18 protein-coding genes and 1 pseudogene are annotated in these 19,294 nt (G+C 61.8%); 2 read left to right on the top strand and 17 right to left on the bottom strand.

What is annotated here, in order from left to right:
- Positions 1 to 39: 39 nt before the first annotated feature.
- Together QF092_RS19690 and QF092_RS19685 are read left to right on the top strand one after the other, a co-directional pair.
- Positions 40 to 1,068, top strand: coding sequence for an agmatine deiminase family protein (locus QF092_RS19690; RefSeq protein ID WP_281470413.1), 1,029 nt, complete (start codon positions 40 to 42; stop codon positions 1,066 to 1,068).
- Positions 1,065 to 2,753, top strand: a pseudogene (locus QF092_RS19685) (amidase); the annotation flags it as partial. The gene QF092_RS19690 and the pseudogene QF092_RS19685, both read left to right, overlap by 4 nt.
- Positions 2,754 to 3,181: 428 nt before the next feature.
- Here the strand turns inward: QF092_RS19685 and QF092_RS19680 are convergent.
- The 17 genes from QF092_RS19680 to QF092_RS19600 all read right to left on the bottom strand — a co-directional run bounded on the left by QF092_RS19680 (position 3,182) and on the right by QF092_RS19600 (position 19,063).
- On the bottom strand, positions 3,182 to 5,269 hold the full coding sequence (locus QF092_RS19680) for an ATP-binding protein (protein WP_281470411.1): 2,088 nt from the start codon (positions 5,267 to 5,269) through the stop codon (positions 3,182 to 3,184).
- Between the two features lie 182 nt (positions 5,270 to 5,451).
- Positions 5,452 to 6,486 carry a hydrogenase expression/formation protein HypE gene (hypE, locus tag QF092_RS19675; protein WP_281470409.1) on the bottom strand — a complete coding sequence of 345 codons (1,035 nt, stop codon included), beginning with the start codon at positions 6,484 to 6,486 and terminating at the stop codon, positions 5,452 to 5,454.
- Positions 6,487 to 6,554: 68 nt separating this feature from the next.
- Positions 6,555 to 7,694, bottom strand: coding sequence for a hydrogenase formation protein HypD (hypD, locus tag QF092_RS19670; protein ID WP_281470407.1), 1,140 nt, complete (start codon positions 7,692 to 7,694; stop codon positions 6,555 to 6,557).
- The gene (locus tag QF092_RS19665; RefSeq protein WP_281470406.1) at positions 7,691 to 7,981 is read right to left on the bottom strand and encodes a HypC/HybG/HupF family hydrogenase formation chaperone; all 291 of its coding nucleotides are present in this window, start codon (positions 7,979 to 7,981) and stop codon (positions 7,691 to 7,693) included. The genes hypD and QF092_RS19665 overlap by 4 nt, the downstream gene beginning before the upstream one ends.
- A gap of 3 nt (positions 7,982 to 7,984) precedes the next feature.
- Complete coding sequence (locus QF092_RS19660) at positions 7,985 to 9,475, bottom strand: sigma-54-dependent transcriptional regulator (protein WP_281470403.1); 1,491 nt, start codon at positions 9,473 to 9,475, stop codon at positions 7,985 to 7,987.
- Positions 9,475 to 10,326 carry a hydrogenase nickel incorporation protein HypB gene (hypB, locus tag QF092_RS19655; RefSeq protein WP_281470401.1) on the bottom strand — a complete coding sequence of 284 codons (852 nt, stop codon included), beginning with the start codon at positions 10,324 to 10,326 and terminating at the stop codon, positions 9,475 to 9,477. The genes QF092_RS19660 and hypB overlap by 1 nt, the downstream gene beginning before the upstream one ends.
- Positions 10,326 to 10,667, bottom strand: a complete 342-nt coding sequence (gene hypA / locus QF092_RS19650) for a hydrogenase maturation nickel metallochaperone HypA (RefSeq protein ID WP_281470399.1) — start codon at positions 10,665 to 10,667, stop codon at positions 10,326 to 10,328. The genes hypB and hypA overlap by 1 nt, the downstream gene beginning before the upstream one ends.
- Entirely contained in the window at positions 10,660 to 11,538 is an 879-nt protein-coding gene (locus QF092_RS19645; RefSeq protein WP_281470397.1) for a HupK protein, read from the bottom strand. The genes hypA and QF092_RS19645 overlap by 8 nt, the downstream gene beginning before the upstream one ends.
- A 1-nt stretch (position 11,539) precedes the next feature.
- The gene (gene hybE / locus QF092_RS19640) at positions 11,540 to 12,328 is read right to left on the bottom strand and encodes a [NiFe]-hydrogenase assembly chaperone HybE (RefSeq protein ID WP_281470395.1); all 789 of its coding nucleotides are present in this window, start codon (positions 12,326 to 12,328) and stop codon (positions 11,540 to 11,542) included.
- Positions 12,325 to 13,152, bottom strand: coding sequence for a hydrogenase expression/formation protein (locus QF092_RS19635; RefSeq protein WP_281470393.1), 828 nt, complete (start codon positions 13,150 to 13,152; stop codon positions 12,325 to 12,327). Before QF092_RS19635 ends, hybE begins: the two co-directional genes overlap by 4 nt.
- Before the next feature lie 2 nt (positions 13,153 to 13,154).
- Positions 13,155 to 13,535, bottom strand: coding sequence for a thioredoxin domain-containing protein (locus QF092_RS19630; RefSeq protein WP_281470392.1), 381 nt, complete (start codon positions 13,533 to 13,535; stop codon positions 13,155 to 13,157).
- A gap of 4 nt (positions 13,536 to 13,539) precedes the next feature.
- On the bottom strand, positions 13,540 to 13,860 hold the full coding sequence (locus tag QF092_RS19625) for a HypC/HybG/HupF family hydrogenase formation chaperone (RefSeq protein WP_281470390.1): 321 nt from the start codon (positions 13,858 to 13,860) through the stop codon (positions 13,540 to 13,542).
- A 1-nt stretch (position 13,861) separates the two neighbouring features.
- On the bottom strand, positions 13,862 to 14,464 hold the full coding sequence (locus QF092_RS19620) for a HyaD/HybD family hydrogenase maturation endopeptidase (RefSeq protein ID WP_281470388.1): 603 nt from the start codon (positions 14,462 to 14,464) through the stop codon (positions 13,862 to 13,864).
- A 311-nt stretch (positions 14,465 to 14,775) separates the two neighbouring features.
- Positions 14,776 to 15,573: a Ni/Fe-hydrogenase, b-type cytochrome subunit gene (cybH, locus tag QF092_RS19615; RefSeq protein WP_281470386.1), complete on the bottom strand. Its 798-nt coding sequence runs from the start codon at positions 15,571 to 15,573 to the stop codon at positions 14,776 to 14,778.
- 12 nt (positions 15,574 to 15,585) lie between these two features.
- Complete coding sequence (locus QF092_RS19610; protein ID WP_281470661.1) at positions 15,586 to 16,167, bottom strand: HupE/UreJ family protein; 582 nt, start codon at positions 16,165 to 16,167, stop codon at positions 15,586 to 15,588.
- 12 nt (positions 16,168 to 16,179) lie between these two features.
- The gene (locus tag QF092_RS19605) at positions 16,180 to 17,973 is read right to left on the bottom strand and encodes a nickel-dependent hydrogenase large subunit (protein WP_281470659.1); all 1,794 of its coding nucleotides are present in this window, start codon (positions 17,971 to 17,973) and stop codon (positions 16,180 to 16,182) included.
- A 4-nt stretch (positions 17,974 to 17,977) separates the two neighbouring features.
- Positions 17,978 to 19,063, bottom strand: coding sequence for a hydrogenase small subunit (locus QF092_RS19600; RefSeq protein ID WP_281470657.1), 1,086 nt, complete (start codon positions 19,061 to 19,063; stop codon positions 17,978 to 17,980).
- Between the last annotated feature and the right edge of the window lie 231 nt (positions 19,064 to 19,294).

Raw genomic sequence — 19,294 nt, 5'->3', positions numbered from 1 at the left:
TTTCAGATAGGCCCAAGAAAAGACCGAAGGACCCAGCCGATGACATGGACCATGCCCCCCGAAACGGCACCTCAGGATCGCATCTGGATGGCATTCCCACGCGAAGGGCAGACCTTGGGCGACACGACCGTGGCGCGTGAGGCGGGCTATGCCGCCTGGACCGCCGTCGCGCATGCAATTGCAGAGTTTCAGCCTGTGTCGATGATCGTCGATCCGTCCGAAATGTCCCGTGCGCAGAAGATGCTTGGTGGCGGGATTGAATTGATCGAACGGGTGATCGACGATTTCTGGCTGCGCGATTCCGGCCCGACCTTTGTGCATGCAGCCAACGGGTCGCTGGCTGCCGTCGATTGGATCTTCAACGGCTGGGGTGGTGGCGACTGGACCAGTGCTACCCATGATCGGGGATTGGCGCAGTTCATCGCGGGTCTTCTGGGCGTGCCGGTGATCCCCTCGCTTCTGGTGAATGAGGGGGGTGGCATCCATGTCGATGGCGAAGGGACCATCCTTCTGACCGAAACTGTTCAGCTGGGCGCTGAGCGCAATCCTCATGCCGATGCTGCACGGGTAGAGGCAGAGATGGCGCGCACGCTTGGCACCGAAAAGGCGATCTGGCTGCCGCGCGGCCTTGCGCGGGATTACGATGATTTCGGGACGCGGGGGCATGTCGATATCGTCGCCACCTTCCCATCTTCGGGGAGAGTTCTGGTTCATCAGCAAAATGACAGCGGCCATCCAGACCATGCAACAATGAGGGAGATCCGCGCGATCCTGTCAGAGGCCACGGATGCGAAAGGGCGGCGGTTGGAGGTCATCGATCTGCCCGCCCCCGCCACTCTGACCGACGCACATGGCTACGTCGATTGGTCCTATGTGAACCATCTTGTCATCAATGACGCCGTCATTGCCTGCGCCTTTGGAGAGGCGAAGGCCGATGCCCAAGCCGCGGATATCCTTGCTGCTGCCTATCCGGGCCGCCGGATCGTTCCAGTGGATGCGCGCGAACTTTTCGCGCGGGGTGGTGGGGTGCATTGCATCACGCAGCAACAGCCCAGAGTCCGCCCATGACCGTCGTCGAAGCCAGCCTTGCCGACCTTCGTGCCGCCCTTGACGAAGGGCGGACCACTTCGGTTGCCTTGACGGCCACCTATCTCACACGCATCGCAGCGCTGGATCGGATGGGGCCGCGCCTGAACGCGGTGCCGATCCTGAACCCGTTGATGTTTGACGAAGCGCGGGCCTCGGATCTGCGCCGAGCGCGGGGGGAAAGCCTTGGCCCCTTGGACGGCATCCCCTACACGGCCAAGAACAGCTACAAGGTGCGCGGGCTCACGGTTGCCTCTGGGTCGCCGGCGTTTGCCGATCTGGTTGCCTCGGACGATGCTTTTGCCATCGCCCGCCTGCGGGCGGCAGGCGCGGTGCTGATTGGCCTGACCAATATGCCGCCCATGGCGAATGGGGGAATGCAGCGCGGTGTCTATGGCCGCGCGGAAAGCCCCTATAACGCCGATTACCTGACAGCGGCCTATGCTTCTGGTTCCTCGAACGGGTCAGGGACGGCGACGGCCGCCAGCTTTGCTGCCTTCGGTTTGGGGGAAGAGACATGGTCATCGGGTCGCGCGCCTGCGGCCAATAATGGGCTATGCGCCTATACGCCGTCGCGCGGGGTGATTTCGGTGCGCGGAAATTGGCCGCTGGTGCCGACGATGGACGTTGTCGTGCCGCATACCCGCACGATGGCCGATATGCTGGCGCTGCTGGATGTGATCGTGGCGGATGATCCGGAAACGCGTGGCGATCTTTGGCGAAGCCAGCCTTGGGTCGCGATCCCCCCTGCATCGGATATCAGGCCGCCGTCCTATGCCGCTTTGGCGAGAGATGCCTCGCTTAAGGGCAAGCGAATTGGTGTTCCGGCCATGTATATCAACGCCGATCCCCTTGCCGGCACGGCGGAGAGGCCGGGCATCGGCGGGCCGACGGGGCAGCCCATCGTGACCCGACCCGCAATCCTTGCGCTGTGGGAACAGGCGCGGCGGGCGCTTGAGGCGGCGGGGGCGACCGTCATCGTGACCGATTTTCCCGTCATCACCAATTATGAAGGCGACCGTCCCGGCGCCCCTACGATCCGCACGCGCGGCCTAGTGTCACCCGCCTACCTGAAGCGCGAGATCGTCGATCTTTCGGTTTGGGCTTGGGATGATTTTCTTGCTGCGAATGGCGACCCGCATCTGTACCGTTTGGCGCAGGTAGACGGGGCGACGATCTTTCCATTACCCAAGGGTGCGTTGCCCGATCGTTATGACGGGTTTGACGACGATATCGCCACCTATCCCGCCTTTGCCCGCGCCAATCCACCGGGCGATTTCCGAGACATCCCACATTTGGCCGAAGGCTTTCGCGCGCTGGAGGAGACCCGACGCATCGATCTTGAAGCGTGGATGGATACCCTTGGCCTTGATGCCGTGGTCTTTCCTGCCGTGGCCGATATTGGACCGGCCGATGCGGACAGGAACCCTGACTCTTTCGAAAAGGCTTGGGCGAATGGGGTCTGGGTGGCGAATGGCAACCTTGCCATCCGGCATCTTGGCATCCCGACTGTCACAGTGCCGATGGGGATTATGGACGATATCGGCATGCCCGCAGGCCTGACCTTCGCAGGGCGTGGCTGGGATGATGCCGCATTGCTGCAACTGGCCTGCGCGTTCGAGGCGACGGGGCGCTATCGACAGCCGCCGCCGCGCACCCCCGACTTGCCACCCCTGCCCCACGCCAAGGGCGTTGAGGCCGCATCCGCTGCGTGCTTGACCTTGACGCGCCAGCCATTAGCGGGCGGGATAGATCGGGTCAGCCTAAGTTGGCAGGCCACCGCAGCGCTGATCCATTTGTCTGTCGATGGCAGGGCGTTGCCCCTGCCGCAGGGCGATGGCGTCACACTCGAACTGCCGCGAAATACGCATGTGCATAGCGAATGGCGCGCACCCTATGCGCCCCTTGCCATTGCGGTCTTTGCCGATGGCAGCGCAGCTTTCGCCGAAGCAGAATCGCATAACGGTGACGATTCGTCGATCTGAACACGCATCAGATGCACGGATGACCATACCGCACATCGTCGGACGATCCTCTGGGTGATGTCTTGCAGCGGGTCGATACTCTGCGGACCCAAGTATTTACCGAATGATCATTAGGCTTTGACCCGCAAGAGGACGGAAATCGCCTTCATCAGATCGGCGCGCAGGATCGGCTTGGCGAGATGGGTGCCAAAGCCGCCGGTGACATATTCCATCACCTGCTGCGGCATAACATTCGCCGTCACGGCAATTGCTGGCACCTCGGGCAGGTTTGCCTTTGCCTCGGCACTGCGGATGTCCTTAAGGGCGGTCAACCCATCTTTCACTGGCATCCGGATATCCAGAAGCAGCAAATCAAAAGGGCGCCCTTCGGTCTGCGCGGCGGTCCATTCCGTGACGACCTCTTCCCCGTTTTGCGCTTTCACGATCTGCGCGCCGGAAGGGGCCAACATCTCTGTCAGAACCATCATGTTGGTCGGATTGTCATCGGCGACCAGCACCCGCTTTCCGGCCAGACAGGCCAGATCGCTTTCTGCATTCGGGGTCTGGGGCGTTTCGATGATCGGATCAACCTCTGGCAGGGGCAACGAAACGCGGACTGTGGTGCCGCTGCCGTGGCGGCTTTCGATTTCGATCGTCCCCCCCATCAAATGCACCAGTTGTCGCACGATCGACAGGCCCAGACCCGTGCCGCCATAGCGCCGCGCGATGGAACTTTCGGCCTGTTCGAAACTTTCGAACACCCGAAGCACCTGCGCCTCGGTCATCCCGATACCTGTATCGGTCACCTCGATCATCACCGGACGACCCGGTTTGCAAGAGACGATGACCCGAACATCGCCGCTTTCGGTGAACTTGATCGCATTGCTGAGAAGGTTGTTCAGGACCTGTGTAATCCGGTGCGGATCGCCAAGCCGCGCCTTGGATTTGCCGCCGCTGCACAGCACTTCGAAATCCAGCGCCTTTTCTTCGGCCTTGACGCGATGCAGCGCCTCGATCCCGAAGATCAGGTCCGGCACGCGGATCGGCACCTTGTCGAGGGTGAGTTTGCCCGCCTCGATCTTCGACATGTCGAGGATGGAGTTCAGGACCGACAGCAGTGTTTCACCCGATTGGCGGATGGTGGAAACCATTCGCTGCTTTTCCGGTGTGGTGACCATGCTTTGCAGCACCTCGGCCATCCCCAAGACGCCGTTCAGCGGGGTGCGTATCTCGTGGCTCATATTGGCGAGGAAGTCCGATTTCGCGCGGCTGACATCTTCGGCCTTCTGGCGTGCCTCTTCGATCCGCTGGGTCGCGGCGACACGTTCGGTAATGTCTTCCACTGCGCAAACAACGGCCACCGGTCCACCGGGGCCAGTTAGGGGCGATGCATTGATAGACAGGATATGCCGTTCCCCATCTGGCCAGACCACGGCATGGCGCACGTCGCGCACGGGCTTGCCGTCGCGCAGGACACGCGCCACGGGCAGATCTTCGACCTGAAAGGGCCCGCCGCCAACCGCTTCGATCTGCCAGCGAATATCGTCGAACTGACGTTGGGCGATCTCTTCCTCGGACAGTCCCAGTACGCGGCGGCATTCCCGATTGGTCAGGGTGATGCGCCCCTGACGGTTCACTGAAAGAACCGCAACCGGAACGGTTTCAAGGATATTCGCCAACTGGTCACGTTCATTCGCCAAATCACGCCGCACCGTTTCAAGGGCCTGCGCCATCGACTTAAGGCGAAGCTGGTCATTCACGCTGCGACCGAGCCGTTTCAGCGTGTCCAAATCCTCGTCCGTCCATTGGCGTACTTCGTGGTCGATGACGCAAAAGGACCCGATCACCTCGCCCGTATCGGCCACGACAGGAACGCCCAGATAGGCCACCACCCCCAACAGATCGATCACCGCATTTCCCCGGACGCGCGCATCCTTGCGGGCATCGGTCACGATGAGGGGTTGTCTGTCTTCGACGATCAGACGGCAGAAAGATTGGCTGAGCGGTGTCTGGCGTGTTGTGGCCCAAGGATCGGGCAGGCCGAACTGGCTTTTGAAGAACTGCCGGTTCCCGTCAATGTCCAGAATTGAAACCAGCGACACCGGAACCTTCATCAGGCGCGAGGCGAGGCGGGTGAAGTTGTCGAACTCATCTTCCGGCGGCGTATCCAGCAGGGCACGGGCGGCGGCGGGGGTCGGGGTGTCGGACAGAACGTTCACTCAGGGCGGTCTCCGCTTTTCTCACTCATCCGCCCTGGGCATTCGGCCGATCGTCACCCCGCACAAGGCACTTGCCGGAGAAGGCTAAACCAAGCCCCGGAGTGAAGGGGAACGGGCCAAAACACGAATAGTTTAGAACAGCGATAAACCAGGGGTTGCCGACACGGCCGATCAGCGAAATATCAGCAGATGCGTGGCAGCTGTTCGCCAACCAACATGTCGACGATGCGCGCGCCCCCAAACGATGACCGCAAGGAGACGCGCCCAGCCAGCCCATTCTTGGCGACACCGATCTGCACCGCATCGCGGCCTTGTGGCCGAGATCGCATAGCTGCCAGCGCGGCTGCGGCCTGATCTTGCGGCACGAAGAGGACCATGGTCCCTTCATTGGCAAGATAAAGTGGATCAAGACCAAGGATTTCGCATATCCCGCGCACTTCAGGGCGTAGAGGAAGGGCGTCTTCGTTCAGTTCCACCGAAACCCCGGCCTCTGCCGCCATTTCATTCAGAGCCGATGCTAGGCCCCCGCGCGTTGCATCGCGCGCAGCATGGGTGCCGGGCGCGGCGGCCAGAACCGCCTCCATCAGATGGCCAAGGGCGGCGCAATCGCTGATCAGATCGGTATCCAGCGCCATGTCGCCACGGGCGGCGAGGATTGCGGCGCCATGGTCGCCAACATAGCCATTGACCAGCACCGCATCGCCAGCCGCGATATGCGCCGCGCCCAGATCACGCCCCGCCGGGATTACCCCCACCCCCGCCGTGGTGACGAAGACACCGTCACCCTTGCCGCGTTCCACCACCTTGGTGTCCCCCGTCACGATCCGCACGCCTGCGGCCTGCGCCTCGGCCTGCATCGATGCTGCGATCCGGCGGAGTAGGGCAACCTCTGTCCCTTCTTCGATGATGAAGGCAGCCGAGAGCCAAAGAGGCCGGGCGCCGCCCACGACCAGATCGTTCACCGTGCCGCAAACGGCGATCTTGCCGATGTCGCCGCCCGGAAATTCAATCGGCGTCACCACAAAACTATCGGTTGTAAAGGCCAGCCGCGCGCCGGGTTCCTTTAAGGCGGCGTCCATCAGGCGGGCTTGATCTTCACCCCCCGGTGGCTGAAAGACCGAAGTGAAGACGCCTTCGATCAAATCGCGCATCGCCCGTCCGCCGCCGCCATGGGCCAGCGTCACCCGATCTACCTTCATCCGTCCGGTTCCGTCCATGTTATGGCCCCTTCATCTTGGCCCAAATACTCTGGGGGTCCGGGGGTGAAACCCCCGGGGTCTGCCCCCTATTCCGCCGCCACGGCACGGGCCCCGCCATATTGCCAATAGGCCGCGCAGGCCCCTTCGGAACTGACCATGAGCGCGCCCAGTGGCATGTCGGGCGTGCAGCCCTTACCGAATTGTGGGCAGGCCGTGGGCTTGATCCGCCCCGTCATCACCGCCCCGCAGGCACAGCCTTCAGGCTCTGGCACCACACGATGCACCGCCCCGTATCCGATCCCGAACTTTTCCTCGGCATCGAAGGCGCGATATTTGGGCCGGATGCGTAGGCCGCTGGCATCGATCTCTCCGAGACCACGCCATTCGAAGGACGGCCTGCGTTCATAGACATCGGCGATGGCGGCAAGGCTGACCGGGTTGCCATGTTCCGGCACCACACGGGCATATTGGTTTTCCACGGCGGCGCGGCCCTGTTCGATTTGCAGCAGCACCATCAGCACGGATTGCAAAAGGTCCGTCGGCTCAAACCCCGCCACCACGATGGGCTTGGCATAATCGCGCGCAATGAAATCGTAGGGATGCACCCCGATTACCATCGACACGTGGCCCGGCCCGATGAAACCATCAAGCCGCATATCAGGATCGTCGAGCAGCGCCTTGATCGGTTCGGGCACCGTGATGTGATTGCAGAAGACGGTGAAATTCTTCAGCCCTTCGCGCGCCGCCGCTTGAATGGCAAGCGCGGTCGAAGGCGTCGTCGTCTCGAACCCAAGCCCGAAGAACACCACCTCCCGCCCCGGATTGCGACGGGCGAGTTCAAGTGCGTCCAGCGGTGAATAGACCATGCGGATATCGGCACCCTCGGCCTTGGCCTGCATCAGGCTTTTGCGATGCCCCGGCACGCGCATCGCATCGCCGAAGGTGCAAAGGATCACGTCCGGACGTTCAGCAATTTCGACGCATTCATCCACGCGCGCCATGGGCAGGACGCAGACAGGGCAGCCGGGGCCATGGATGAATTCCACCCCCGGATGGATCAACTTGTCTAACCCATAGCGAAAGATCGAATGGGTATGCCCGCCGCAGATTTCCATGATGTAAACGGGTTCTTCCCGCGTCGCCCCCATCCGGTCGCAACTGGCCGCGATGGCGGACAAAAGCGCCTTTGCCGCTACAGGATCGCGGAATTCGGATGCGAATTTCATGACCGTCCCTCCAGCGCCAGATCGCTCGCGCGCATCATCTCAAGCGTTTCCTGCGCTTCGCCCAGATCGCGCAGGGCTTGAAGCGTTTTCTCCGCCTCGTCCTCGTCGATGATCGCCATGGCGAAACCGACATGGATCAGCGCCCATTGGCCCACCAGCGCCGACAGGTCTGCGCCCGCCACGCAGGCGACCGATACCTCGCGCCGGACGCCTGACACATCGGCCATCGCCATCATCCGCCCTTCATCCGTGATTGCGGTGATCCGCCCCGGAATACCCAGACACATGCCCTAGTCCTCCTCATCTTCGGTCACGGCGCGACCCACCGGATCGGCGATACCATAGCGTTCCAGTTTCGCCCGCAGGCCGACGCGAGACAGGCCGAGCTCTGCCGCGGCCCGGCTTTTGTTCCAGCGGTGGCGGGTCAGGGTTTCGCGCAGGATGCGCATTTCGATCAGCTCAACGCGGTCTTTCAGGCTACCATCCATCAGGGCCACCTGCGCTTCGCGGTCGGCGCCACCCTCGCCGGGTGCCGCTTGCAGGATGTGGCGCGAAATCAGGTCCGCCCCCAGCACGTTGTCGGTCGCGCAAATCAGCATGCGCGTCACCTCGTTGCGCAATTCGCGCAGGTTGCCGGGCCAGTCGTAGTTTTCAAGGAAGGTCAGTGCTGCCGCCTCGAACCCGTGGCTGGCCTTGCCATGCTGGGCGGACAGTTCACCCAGATAATGCTGGGCCATAACCGCCACATCGCCCCGCCTTGCGCGCAAGGGCGGCAATGCAAGTTCTGCGACGGCCAGCGCATAGTAAAGGTCCGGTCGGAAGGCACCCTCTGCCACACGCACCGCCAGATCGGCCCCTGAGCCGACGATGAGACGCAGGCCAGAGGTCAGCACTTCTTGCCCGCCGATGGGGGAAAAGGTGCCCTCTTCCATCAACCGATGCAGCGCAAGTTGCAGGGCGGGCGAGGCCGTCTCAATCCCGCCCAAGAAAAGCGTACCGCGATCAGCCTTTTGCACGAGGCCGATCTTGGCCACGCCACCGGGCAACATCCCGCGTTTCGCCCCGAACAACTCTAGCAGGGCAAGATCGTCAGGCATCCCGGCGAGGTTCAATGAAAGGTAGGGCTTGTCAGACCGGAGCGAGGCGAAATGCATCGATTTCGCCAGACGTGACTTGCCCGTCCCCGGTTCTCCGGTCAGCAGGACCGGAACATCAAAGGTGGCGTAAAGGCGTGCCTGCGCGACCACTGCATTCATCGGGCTTGTGGGTGACCGCAGGATCGTCTCGAACCCATAGCCTTCGCGCAGGGCACCACGGCGCTTTTCCAGCTTGGCCTGCACTGTCTGCGCCAGAAACCGCATCTCAAGCGCCATGCGTTCATTATCCCGCGCCAGAGAAAACAGCCGCGTGCCGTTGCGCACGGCCATCGTCAATTGATCGGGATGCCACGGCTTGGTCAGGAACTGATGGATGCCTGCGTCATTGATCGCCTGTGCCATCGCGGCGGGATCGGTGTAACCCGTGACGATCACGCGGATCGTTTCAGGCCAGCGTTCGCGCAGTTCGGCCAGAAACTCCACGCCCGTCCGCCCCGGCATCCGCTGGTCGCAGATCACGACCTGAATCCACTCTTCCTCCATCACGCCGAGGGCCTGTTCGGCATTGCCTGCCGTCAGGCATTCGAATTCATCCTCCAGCGCCATACGCATGGCTTGCAGGGAATGCGGCTCGTCATCGACCAGAAGGATCGTCGGGCGCGGAGGCGCGGGTGTGTCGGCCATCACAGCACCTTGGCCGTCCGGCTATGGGTCAGCCAGCGAAGCCAACCCTCCATCCCTTCGCCCGTACGGGCCGAAAGCTTAAGGATCGTGATCGCCGGATTCACGCGGCGTAGGTTCGCCTCATAGGCCGCGATGTCCGATCCGCAATGCGGCGCAAGGTCGATCTTGTTCAGGATTGCCACTTTGGCGGCGGTGAACATGTCGGGATATTTCAGGGGTTTATCTTCGCCCTCTGTCACGCTCAGGATCGCGATTTTCGCGTCTTCGCCAAGGTCGAATGCGGCAGGGCAAACAAGATTACCCACGTTTTCGATGAAGAGGAATGCCCCCGGCTTTAGGGCCAAATCATCCATAGCATGCCCCACCATATGCGCATCCAGATGGCAGCCCTTCCCGGTGTTGATCTGGATCGCGGTCGCCCCCGTCGCACGAATGCGGTCGGCATCTGCGCTGGTTTGCTGATCACCTTCGATCACGGCCAAGGGGGCGTCACCCAGCCGACGGATCGTCTCGCACAGAAGCGTGGTCTTGCCCGACCCCGGTGAAGAGACAAGGTTCACCGCCAAAGCGCCAAGCGCCTTCAGAACGCGGCGATTGGCCATGGCATAGGCGTCGTTCTTGGCAAGGATCGAGGTTTCCACCTCGATCAGTCGTGCTTGCGTCATACCGGGGACCGACACGCCCGCAGCACCCATCCCGTAGTGGTGATGATGTCCATGGTCATGGGAATGATCGTGATCGTGATCGTGGCCATGGTGAAGATGGTCATGCGGATGGGAATGCCCGCCCGCGAATTCCAGAACCTTGCCATCCGCCGTCACCGTATCGGAACAGCCGCATACCGTACACATCACGCCACCTCCATATCCTTGATCCGCATCTCGTCTCCGCCATCCGGCATCAGCCGCCCACCGCCGCAAAGCGGGCAAGGCGCCAGACGATCCGCAATCTCCACCGTCTTTTCGCAATCATAGCAAAGCGCCCGTCCGGGCAGGTCGATCATCTCAAGCCGCGCGCCTTCGGCGGGGCTGCCGCGCATGACCACGTCGAAGGCAAAATCCAGTGCGGGTTTTTCCACCCCGGCAAAGCGGCCAATCTCCAGTCGGACCACCGTCACGCGGGCAAAGCCATGTGCGCGGGCTTGATCCTCGATCACGCTGCGGATGCCCTCGGCAAGCGACATTTCATGCATGGCGCATGCCCTCCACCTTCACCGCCATACAGGGATCGTGCAGCGCGGCAACCACTGGCGCAAGATGCCGCTTCGCCACGGGCAGGGTTGTCAGGGCGCATTCCAAGGCACCCCCCGGTGCCAAGAGGTGATCGGTCGGCGTCACGCGGTCAATCCGCGTGACCATCCCGCCCACTTGGCCAAGGCGCAGCGCATAGGACCCCCGCGCGGCCGCCACCCGCGCCACGCCATCGGCGATCGTGGGTTGGGGCAGGCGACCCGCCACCGCCGCCTCGGCATCGGCCAGCATGCCAAGCAGACGCCACAAGGGGCCACGCCCCTGCCGCGCCGCGATGGACCGCAGCAAAGGATGCGCGGCCTGCCGTCCCGCGGCCGAATTTTCTACCGCCACCACCGAAAGGGCCGTCGCTGCATCGACATAAGGTAGGTCAACCGCCGCCTCACCGGGACCAAAGGCCTGTGCCACTTTTGACACAAGAGGTGCCGCACCTTCACCCGCCGCCAACCAGGCACGCAGGCCGATCAAGTCAACAGGCAGCCCTCGCCCTTGACCGAAAAGCACCAACAAGGGATCGCCCGCAATGCCCCGAACCGGCAAGCCCAGCATTGGGGGCAGAATGACCGACAGGCGAAGCAAATGATCGCGCAGGACTTCGGCGGCCAATGCATCCCTGTCCCGCGACGTCGTCAGTCGCAAAGAAAGCCTGACAGCCGTTTCCTGCGCAACGCGGCATAGGTTGAACAGCCGTGGCAGCATCTTCGCCACTTCGTCCACCGGATGACCCAGAACCAAAGCTCCAAGTGGCAGAGCGGCAGGTCGGATCACCCGATAGCCATCTGTCGCCGGAGAAAGGGTCAGAACCTGCACCATTTCATGCCTCCGCCCCGCCGGACAGCCCGCCTGTCAGAAGGGCGCGCCGTGTCGGTTGCAAGGCTGTTGCCTCTTCCCCGTCCTCGAGATCTACACCGGCAATTTCTGCCTCACGTGAGGCGCGGATTTCGGCGGCCCTGTCGGTCTCGGCGCGGTTCTCGGCCTTGAACAGTTCGGTCATCACGGCGCGTGCCACCTCAACCGCCTGTAACTGGCTGGTGAAATCAGACATGGGCGAAAACAGCGAACAGGCCAGATAGGGTCCGGTTTCTGGCCTTGCATTATGCAGGAACTCGTAATCGCCAGAGGCAAAGCGCAGCACCTCTTTCTCGCCGGCGCGCAGGGCTGGACGGCCCTCTTTCGGCAGCAGGATCAGGTTCATAAACCATGGCGCGACAAGGACGCCGAGAAAGCCTTCCTCATGCGGCACGAATCCCACCGCTTCCACATGAAGGGCATGATTGACCAAGGGCACATCGCGCATCTTGGAATGGAACACTTCTGCGAAATCTGACACTAACCGCCGCGTAGCCTCGGCCATCTGAGCCGCCAGTCGCGCACTTTCGGCACCCGGGTCTTCGCGAACAAGGAATTGGGCCTTTGGAGCCGAACAGCCGGGACAGGACCAATCTTCGGGCAAGGCAAGGAAAGGTGTCCCCGGCAAAACCTGCCGCGTGTCATCGCCGTCGGCCGGATCATAGGGCGTCCAGCAGATTTTGCATTCCATAATGGCAAGGGGGCTGATCTTGTCGGACGCGCCCAGATAGCTGCCTTCGAAGCCCACGGTCATCTGATCGCCTCCAGCACTTCGCGAATGCGGTCCGCGCTGTCGGTCAGATCCTCGGTCGCGGCAATGACGACTTCAGGCATTTCCGTGACCTCGTAGGTGTCAAGGATCAGGGTATCCATGGAATTGTAGAACTGCACCCGCCAGACATGGGCCAGCGCCGTGGCCGTCACACGGCAATTGCCGTAACCGCGTGAAAGAACTGTCACCGCGCCTTCACCTGTGGCTTCGGCCAGCCAAAGAAGATCCTCTTCCGTATGGGGCAAGAGCGAAAGGTTGATGACATGCACCTCGGCCCCCGGATGCCAGCCGCGGGACCTATCCTCTAGCTCTACCAGAAGGGCGGGTGCATTCACCACCTGTGCGCCACGAAAGGCATCGGCCCCCAGCGCGGGACGGTGCGGAACATGCGCTCGCGATACCGCCAGGGCCGGGCAAGGCGCGATTTCGATACGGTCGACCCCTTCGCCGGCCAGAACCCAGACCCCGGCGAAGACCGACTCCTGAACCGCCACCGCAGGGACGCCACGCAGCTTCATCGCCACCTCACCCTGACCCAGCGTTTCGGCCAGCAAGGCCCGCGCATCAGGCGCAAGAAAGCCCACATCGACCGAACGTGGTTGACCATCCACCGCCGTCAGGTCGCAGGCGCCAGCAATGGCCTCGATCAGATCAAGCGCAGCACGAGGGACCGCGCCGGGTTCCACCTCTGGCACATGCGCCGAGTAGGTGCGCATGCCCGATGGCAGCGGCATGAAGTCGAGCTCTTCTCCGGTGCCCTGCGACCCGGGACCAAAGCCTTGCGGCGGAAGGTGAAAGTTCGCCATCGTCACACTCCTGTTTCGGCCAAGCCAAGGATGGCGGGGACTCGCGCCATGTAATCGTCCCAGTCCCTGATCTTTGCGATGGCCCCCTGCATCCGCCCGTTGCGGAAAAAGAGGAATCCGGGGGTCTTCAGCACGCCATGTGTCTCGCGCAGCTGGGCCTCGATCGCATCGCCAACGAGTGCGCAGTCGAAGGCGCCTTGAAACACCATGCGCAGTTCCGGCAGCACCACCGCCGCATCGGCGGTTTCAAGGTTGCGTGCCGGATCGCCGGGGATCAGCAGGCAATGTGCGCCGGGGCGGGCGAGAAACGCCTCAACCTCGTCCATCGTCTGAAGATGGGGCCAGCCCAGTTCGGTGACCAATCGGTTCAAAAGGGGATGCATCGGATCAGCCTTTCGCATGTCCCGCGTCCAGCGCGGCTTGAAGATGGGGAGGAAGGGTCGGGGTCCGGCTATCCAGATCATGGAAGGCGTCGCCCAGATCACCGCCCGACATGAGGGCGCGAAGACCATCCAGCGCACGGCGCGTGGCGAGCGCTTCGAATTCGGTGAGCACTTCACGCGCTGCACCAAGAAAAACAAGCACCCAGTCGCCCGCATCGGCATCTGGTGTCAGGGAGAGATCGACAAGTTCCGTCGCCTCGCCATCACGGGCCAGACCCGCGATACCGTCACGACCCAGAAGCAGCATCGGAACTCCTAGGCACATGTCACACCGCCTGCGGCAGGAAACGGGCGTCACCGATGCGGCAGGCTTCGCTTTCGGTCGGGCGGCCGTCTTCATAGGCGGACTGACGGATTGAAGCATCTGCAAGATCGGTCGCCGTCGAGCGGCCTGCGACAGCGTCGATCCCCCATTCGCGCAGGACGCCCACCGCGATCTGCAAGGCTTCGGGAATACGCGCCGCAACTGCGGGGCGCAGGCCGCCGCCGTAATCTTCCAACTCCACGGGTTGGCAGCCGATCAGAACCATGCGGGGCGGGCAATGGCCCATCAGCGTGGCGGTTGCGATCACGTCCTGAAAACCGGTCTGGTGCAGCGACATCTTCTTCGCACCCATGAATGCCGGCACCTGATCGTCGCGGATCAGGCGCAGCGTGCCCGCAGGCAGCCCGTAATCAATGGCATCGAAAACCAGAAGCGCATCGGCCTCTTCCAGAAAGGGCAGCAGGTAGAGGCCCTGCGTTCCCCCATCCATCAGCTTGACGGTATCAGGCAGCGCATAGCGATCCGCCATCGACTCGACGCAGCGCACGCCAAAGCCTTCATCCGCCCACAACACATTGCCGATCCCAAGGATCAACACCTTCATGACCACATCCTCCGTCCCTCTTAGCCGTCTTTTCCGGCTGGTCGCGGGCTTTGCGCCCTTGCCCTTGGGGTGATCATGTCATTTGCAGTGCCAAGGCGTGAGCGATTCTTCGATCAAAAATAAGCGCGCCGAATACCCTATAAACTATTGATTTTTCGAACTAGTCGCGCTTGGCGTGAAATCTGGTATGGAAAGTTACTAACCATATTGAAGCGAAAACTGGAAACGTCGCGACAGTGCGCGATCACTCTGTCCGTGCCAAAGTGAAACGGCCCCCGAAGGGGCCGCTGCAATACCGTTCTGCGGCACGGTCATTCGGGCCGGTCGTCCTTGAACGTTCGATGGCCAGAGATCATGGTCGAAACCATGCTTTGCCGCGACATGATATCTTCGCGGATCGCGGCGTAGATATGGATCATCGTGAAGATGACGATGGCCCACATCCCCAGATGGTGCAGCGTGTGCAGCCTCTGGCTGTTCTGCACCAATCCCAGCACCCAGCCAAAGACCGTATCGGGCAAGGACCCCTGCCCCGCCCCTTCGGCATAAAGCGCCCAGCCGGTGACGATCATGAAGGTCAGGCCAAGCGTCATGAAGAAGAACATGGCAAGCTGGGCCAGCGGGTTATGACCGATGTACTTCTTCGGCTCGCGTTCCAGAAAGGCGTACCAGCGCAGCTCGAAGAACATCTCGCGCCACCAGCGGGCCTTCCACACCGGCACATAGAACAGCTGCCGTGCATGATGGTTGCCCATCAGCGCCCAGTAGATGCGGCCCGCAAAGGCCACGGTCAGGATCATCGCCGCCGCGAAATGCGCAAAGCGGATATAGCCCATGACGAATTGATCCGTCGCCTCTCCGATCTGCATCGATGGCAGGGGTGCCCCGATGAAATAGCCCGAAATGATCAACACAAGGATGCAGGCCGCGTTGATCCAGTGCCACATCCGGACCGGCGCCTCGTAGACATAGACCGAGGTGCGTTTGCGGATGCTTTCCAGATCTTCCAGCGTCGCATCGCCGGTCAGCCGTGCCGCCTCATAGGCGGGTGAGGTTATGGGGTCTGGGCGAACCACCACGTCATCGACGGGAAGGGTTGTGTCAGGCATGACCCGCCCCCCTTAGCCGAAGGCGAGCAGAAGGCCACCCATGGCGACCCCGCCCCCAAGCACGCGCTGCACAAGCGAGGCAAAGCGCCCCTCTGCCACCGACCGCGCCAAAGCGATCCCCGCCAGATGAAGAGCGGCGGTCGAACTCAGGAAGCCCGCAAGATAGGCCAGCGCCTGCCCCGTCGCCTCGGTCGCATGGGCATGGCCATGGGCCAGCGCAAAGGCCGCGATGGCAGCCAGAGAAGCGGTGGTCATACCCGCCCCCTGCCCACGCCGGGTCAGCAGCGTCAGCAGACCGAACACCACCACCGAGGATGTGATAAGCGTCTCCACCCCCAGCAAGGCAAAGCCATACCAAGACAAGGCCGCCCCAAGAACCATCGCCCCCATGAAGGCCATCGCCCCCGCCCAGAACCGCTGCGGCAGCACGAAGCCCGACCACAGGCCCACCGTCACCATAGCCAGAAGGTGATCCATGCCAAAGACCGGGTGCCCCAAGCCATGCAAGAAGCCATCCGCAGCGCCATGGCCTGTATGCGCCAGCGCCGGACCTGCCAGCAGGGTCGCCACCGTCGAAAGTGCAAGTTTCCTCATCGCCATTCCTCCTCAGCGAACCTTGACCGAGGTCAGTTCCTGACCATCGGGCGACATGACATGGGTGGAACAGGCAAGGCAGGGGTCGAAGCTGTGCAACGTGCGCAGGATTTCGACCGGTTCCTCCGGCCGTTCCATCTTGGTTTCCAGAAGGCTGGCCTCAAAAGCCCCGATATTGCCGGCGCTGTCGCGCGGGCTGCCGTTCCAAGTGGTGGGTACGACACATTGGTAATTCTCGATGCGCCCGTCCTTCACCTTGACCCAATGCCCCAGCGCGCCGCGCGGGGCTTCGGTCATGCCCACGCCCTTTGCCTCTTTCGGCCAGGTCGAGGGGTCCCATTTGGCGACATTGGCAGTGCTTTCATCGCCATTCTTGATGTTCTGCACCAGCTTGTCGAAGAAGTGCTTCTGCAAGCGCCCGCAATATTCGGATTCAAGCGCCCGCGCGGCGGTCCGGCCAAGTGTGGAGAAGAGCGCCGTCACCGGCAGGTCCATCGTCCGCAGCAGGCCTTCGACCTGGTTCTTGATGTCCTCATGCCCACCGGCATAGCCCACGATGTAACGGGCCAGCGGCCCCACTTCCATCGCATGGCCCTTCCAGCGTGGCGCCTTGATCCAAGAATACTTCGCTGCCTCGTCGATGTTTTCGATATTCGTCCGGCTGCCCTTGGTCGCGGCACCCAGTTCGAACTTCGGCTCTGTCACACCATCCCACGGATGCAGGCCCTTGCCGGGTTCGCCATACTGATACCAGGAATGATCCACGAATTCCTGAATCTGTTCAGGATCGCGGACATCCACATCCTGCACCTCGTTCAGGTTGCCGTTGATGATCGCGCCGCGCGGCAGGTGCAATTGCGCCGCCGTGAAGTCATTGGCATGTTCAGGGATATCGCCATAGGCCAGCACCGATTTCGATGACAGACCGCCACCGTAAAGCCAGTTCTTGTAGAATCCGCCGATAGCGATCACGTCGGGGATATAGACGTTGTTGTTGAACTCGATGCAGCGGTCGATGATGGAACTGACGAGGTTCAACCGCTCCATATTGATGGCGCCAACTGCGCCCGTGGAATGGACGTTGATCGGGCAGGGCACACCACCAACAAGCCAGTTCGGATGCGGGTTCTTACCGCCAAAGATGGTGTGGACCTTCACAATGTCCTTCTGCAGGTCCAGCGCCTCAAGATAATGGGTCGTGGCCATCAAGTCCGCTTCGGGCGGCAAGAGATAGGCAGGGTTGTCCCAATAGCCGTTCTTGAACAAACCAAGCTGACCGCTCTCCACGAATTTCTTCAACCGGTTCTGCACGTCACGGAAGTAGCCGGGCGATGACAACGGATGGCTGGGCGACACGGCCTGCTGCAATTCGCTAGTGGCCTTGGGATCAGCGCGGAGCGCGTTCACAGGGTTGACCCAATCCAGCGCGTGCAGGTGGTAGAAATGCACGATGTGATCATGGATCTGCAGGTTCAACTGCATGATGTTGCGGATGGAATTGGCGTTGTCGGGGATGGTGATCCCCAACGCATCCTCAACCGCCCGGACAGAGGTAAGGGCGTGCGTCCCCGTGCAGACCCCGCATATCCGTTCCGTGAAGGCCCATGCGTCGCGTGGATCGCGGCCCTTCAGGATGACCTCTAGCCCACGCCACATGGTGCCGGTGCTGACGGCGTTCGTGATAATGCCGTCATCATTGACATTTACCTCGCAGCGCATGTGCCCTTCGATCCGCGTGACCGGATCGACGACGATGCGCTTGCCCGCTGTATCAAGGTTGAACCCGTTCGGCGTCTGGTTTCCCATGATCTTAGCCCTCCACCTTGTCCTGCGTCTTTTTCTGTGCCTTTTTCAGCGCGCTGACGGCCGCATGAACGGCGATAGAGCCGCCAACGACCGTCGCCGCAGCAATGCCGATCTGATCGGCATTCGCCTCGATCCCGAATTGCTTGACGTTGGTCAGGCGGTTGTAGAAAGAGCCCTGATCCCAGAACCCGTCTTCGGAACAGCCAATGCAGCCATGGCCCGACTGAATGGGGAAGGACACACCTTCGTTCCAACGCACGGTGGAACAGGCGTTATAGGTCGTCGGCCCCTTGCAGCCCATTTTGTAAAGGCAATAGCCTTTGCGGGCATTCTCGTCGTCCCATGCCTCGACGAACTGGCCTGCGTCGAAATGCGGGCGGCGATAGCATTTGTCATGGATGCGCTGCGAATAGAACATCGCGGGCCGTCCCTGACGGTCAAGCTCCGGCAGACGGTCAAAGGTCAGCATATAGGTGATGACGCCCGTCATCACCTCGGCAATCGGCGGGCAGCCGGGGACCTTGATGATCGGCTTGTCGGTGATGACCTTATGGACCGGGGTCGCCTGCGTCGGGTTAGGGGCCGCCGCCTGCACACAGCCATAGGATGCGCAGGCGCCCCAACTGATGATGGCCTTGGCATCCTTTGCCGCCATCCGCAGCTTTTCGACAAAGGGCTTACCCCCCGTGATGCAAAACATCCCGTCCTCGTTCAGCGGCGGGTTGCCCTCCACCGCAAGGATGTAGTTGCCCTTGTACTTCTCGATCGTGTCCATCAGCGCGGCCTCGGCCGCATGGCCCGCCGCCGCCATCAGCGTGTCGTCGTAATCAAGGCTGATCATCGACAGGACCACATCCTTGGCCAGCGGATGCGCAGCGCGGATGAAGCTTTCGGAGCAGCAGGTGCATTCAAGGCCATGGACCCAGATCACGGGCGTGCGCGGCTTTGTCTCCATCGCATGGGCGATCTTGGGCACGAAACTTGGGCCAAGACCAAGCGCGGCGGCGGTCAGCGAACAGTATTTCATGAAGCTGCGGCGGGTGATCCCCTGCCGCCGCATCACGTCATAGAAGGTCTCAATCTGTGACAAGGCTTCCCTCCCTCAGTCTGCGGGAGTCGCCTCCCACCATGGTATGCCCCGGTATGCGGCATTGGTCGCAGACTGCGGACCGGAAAACTTTATCCCCCTGTGATTCAGTTTTTTCTTATTTTTTTCAAAGTCTTGTTGGTATTCGACGCGGTTCTTGCTGGTAGGTTTCTGTTCATGCTGTGCAAAAGCTGGTCACCCGCTTTCCGCCTGCCCTTTTCAGACGCCCTTCTC

Source organism: Fuscovulum ytuae (assembly GCF_029953595.1).
Lineage (GTDB): Bacteria > Pseudomonadota > Alphaproteobacteria > Rhodobacterales > Rhodobacteraceae > Paragemmobacter > Paragemmobacter ytuae.
This window is presented reverse-complemented; position numbering and strand designations above follow the sequence as displayed.

Coding starts and splice junctions, on each gene's coding strand:
- hypB (WP_281470401.1), bottom strand. CDS start 10,326: ATGTGTACGGTATGCGGCTGTTCCGATACGGTGACGGCGGATGGCAAG.
- QF092_RS19620 (WP_281470388.1), bottom strand. CDS start 14,464: ATGAAGGTGTTGATCCTTGGGATCGGCAATGTGTTGTGGGCGGATGAA.
- QF092_RS19610 (WP_281470661.1), bottom strand. CDS start 16,167: ATGAGGAAACTTGCACTTTCGACGGTGGCGACCCTGCTGGCAGGTCCG.
- QF092_RS19690 (WP_281470413.1), top strand. CDS start 40: ATGACATGGACCATGCCCCCCGAAACGGCACCTCAGGATCGCATCTGG.
- QF092_RS19605 (WP_281470659.1), bottom strand. CDS start 17,973: ATGGGAAACCAGACGCCGAACGGGTTCAACCTTGATACAGCGGGCAAG.
- QF092_RS19660 (WP_281470403.1), bottom strand. CDS start 9,475: ATGGCCGACACACCCGCGCCTCCGCGCCCGACGATCCTTCTGGTCGAT.
- QF092_RS19630 (WP_281470392.1), bottom strand. CDS start 13,535: ATGCATCCCCTTTTGAACCGATTGGTCACCGAACTGGGCTGGCCCCAT.
- QF092_RS19645 (WP_281470397.1), bottom strand. CDS start 11,538: ATGGTGCAGGTTCTGACCCTTTCTCCGGCGACAGATGGCTATCGGGTG.
- QF092_RS19635 (WP_281470393.1), bottom strand. CDS start 13,152: ATGGCGAACTTTCACCTTCCGCCGCAAGGCTTTGGTCCCGGGTCGCAG.
- hybE (WP_281470395.1), bottom strand. CDS start 12,328: ATGACCGTGGGCTTCGAAGGCAGCTATCTGGGCGCGTCCGACAAGATC.
- cybH (WP_281470386.1), bottom strand. CDS start 15,573: ATGCCTGACACAACCCTTCCCGTCGATGACGTGGTGGTTCGCCCAGAC.
- hypE (WP_281470409.1), bottom strand. CDS start 6,486: ATGGACGGAACCGGACGGATGAAGGTAGATCGGGTGACGCTGGCCCAT.
- hypA (WP_281470399.1), bottom strand. CDS start 10,667: ATGCATGAAATGTCGCTTGCCGAGGGCATCCGCAGCGTGATCGAGGAT.
- QF092_RS19665 (WP_281470406.1), bottom strand. CDS start 7,981: ATGTGTCTGGGTATTCCGGGGCGGATCACCGCAATCACGGATGAAGGG.
- QF092_RS19625 (WP_281470390.1), bottom strand. CDS start 13,860: ATGTGCCTAGGAGTTCCGATGCTGCTTCTGGGTCGTGACGGTATCGCG.
- hypD (WP_281470407.1), bottom strand. CDS start 7,694: ATGAAATTCGCATCCGAATTCCGCGATCCTGTAGCGGCAAAGGCGCTT.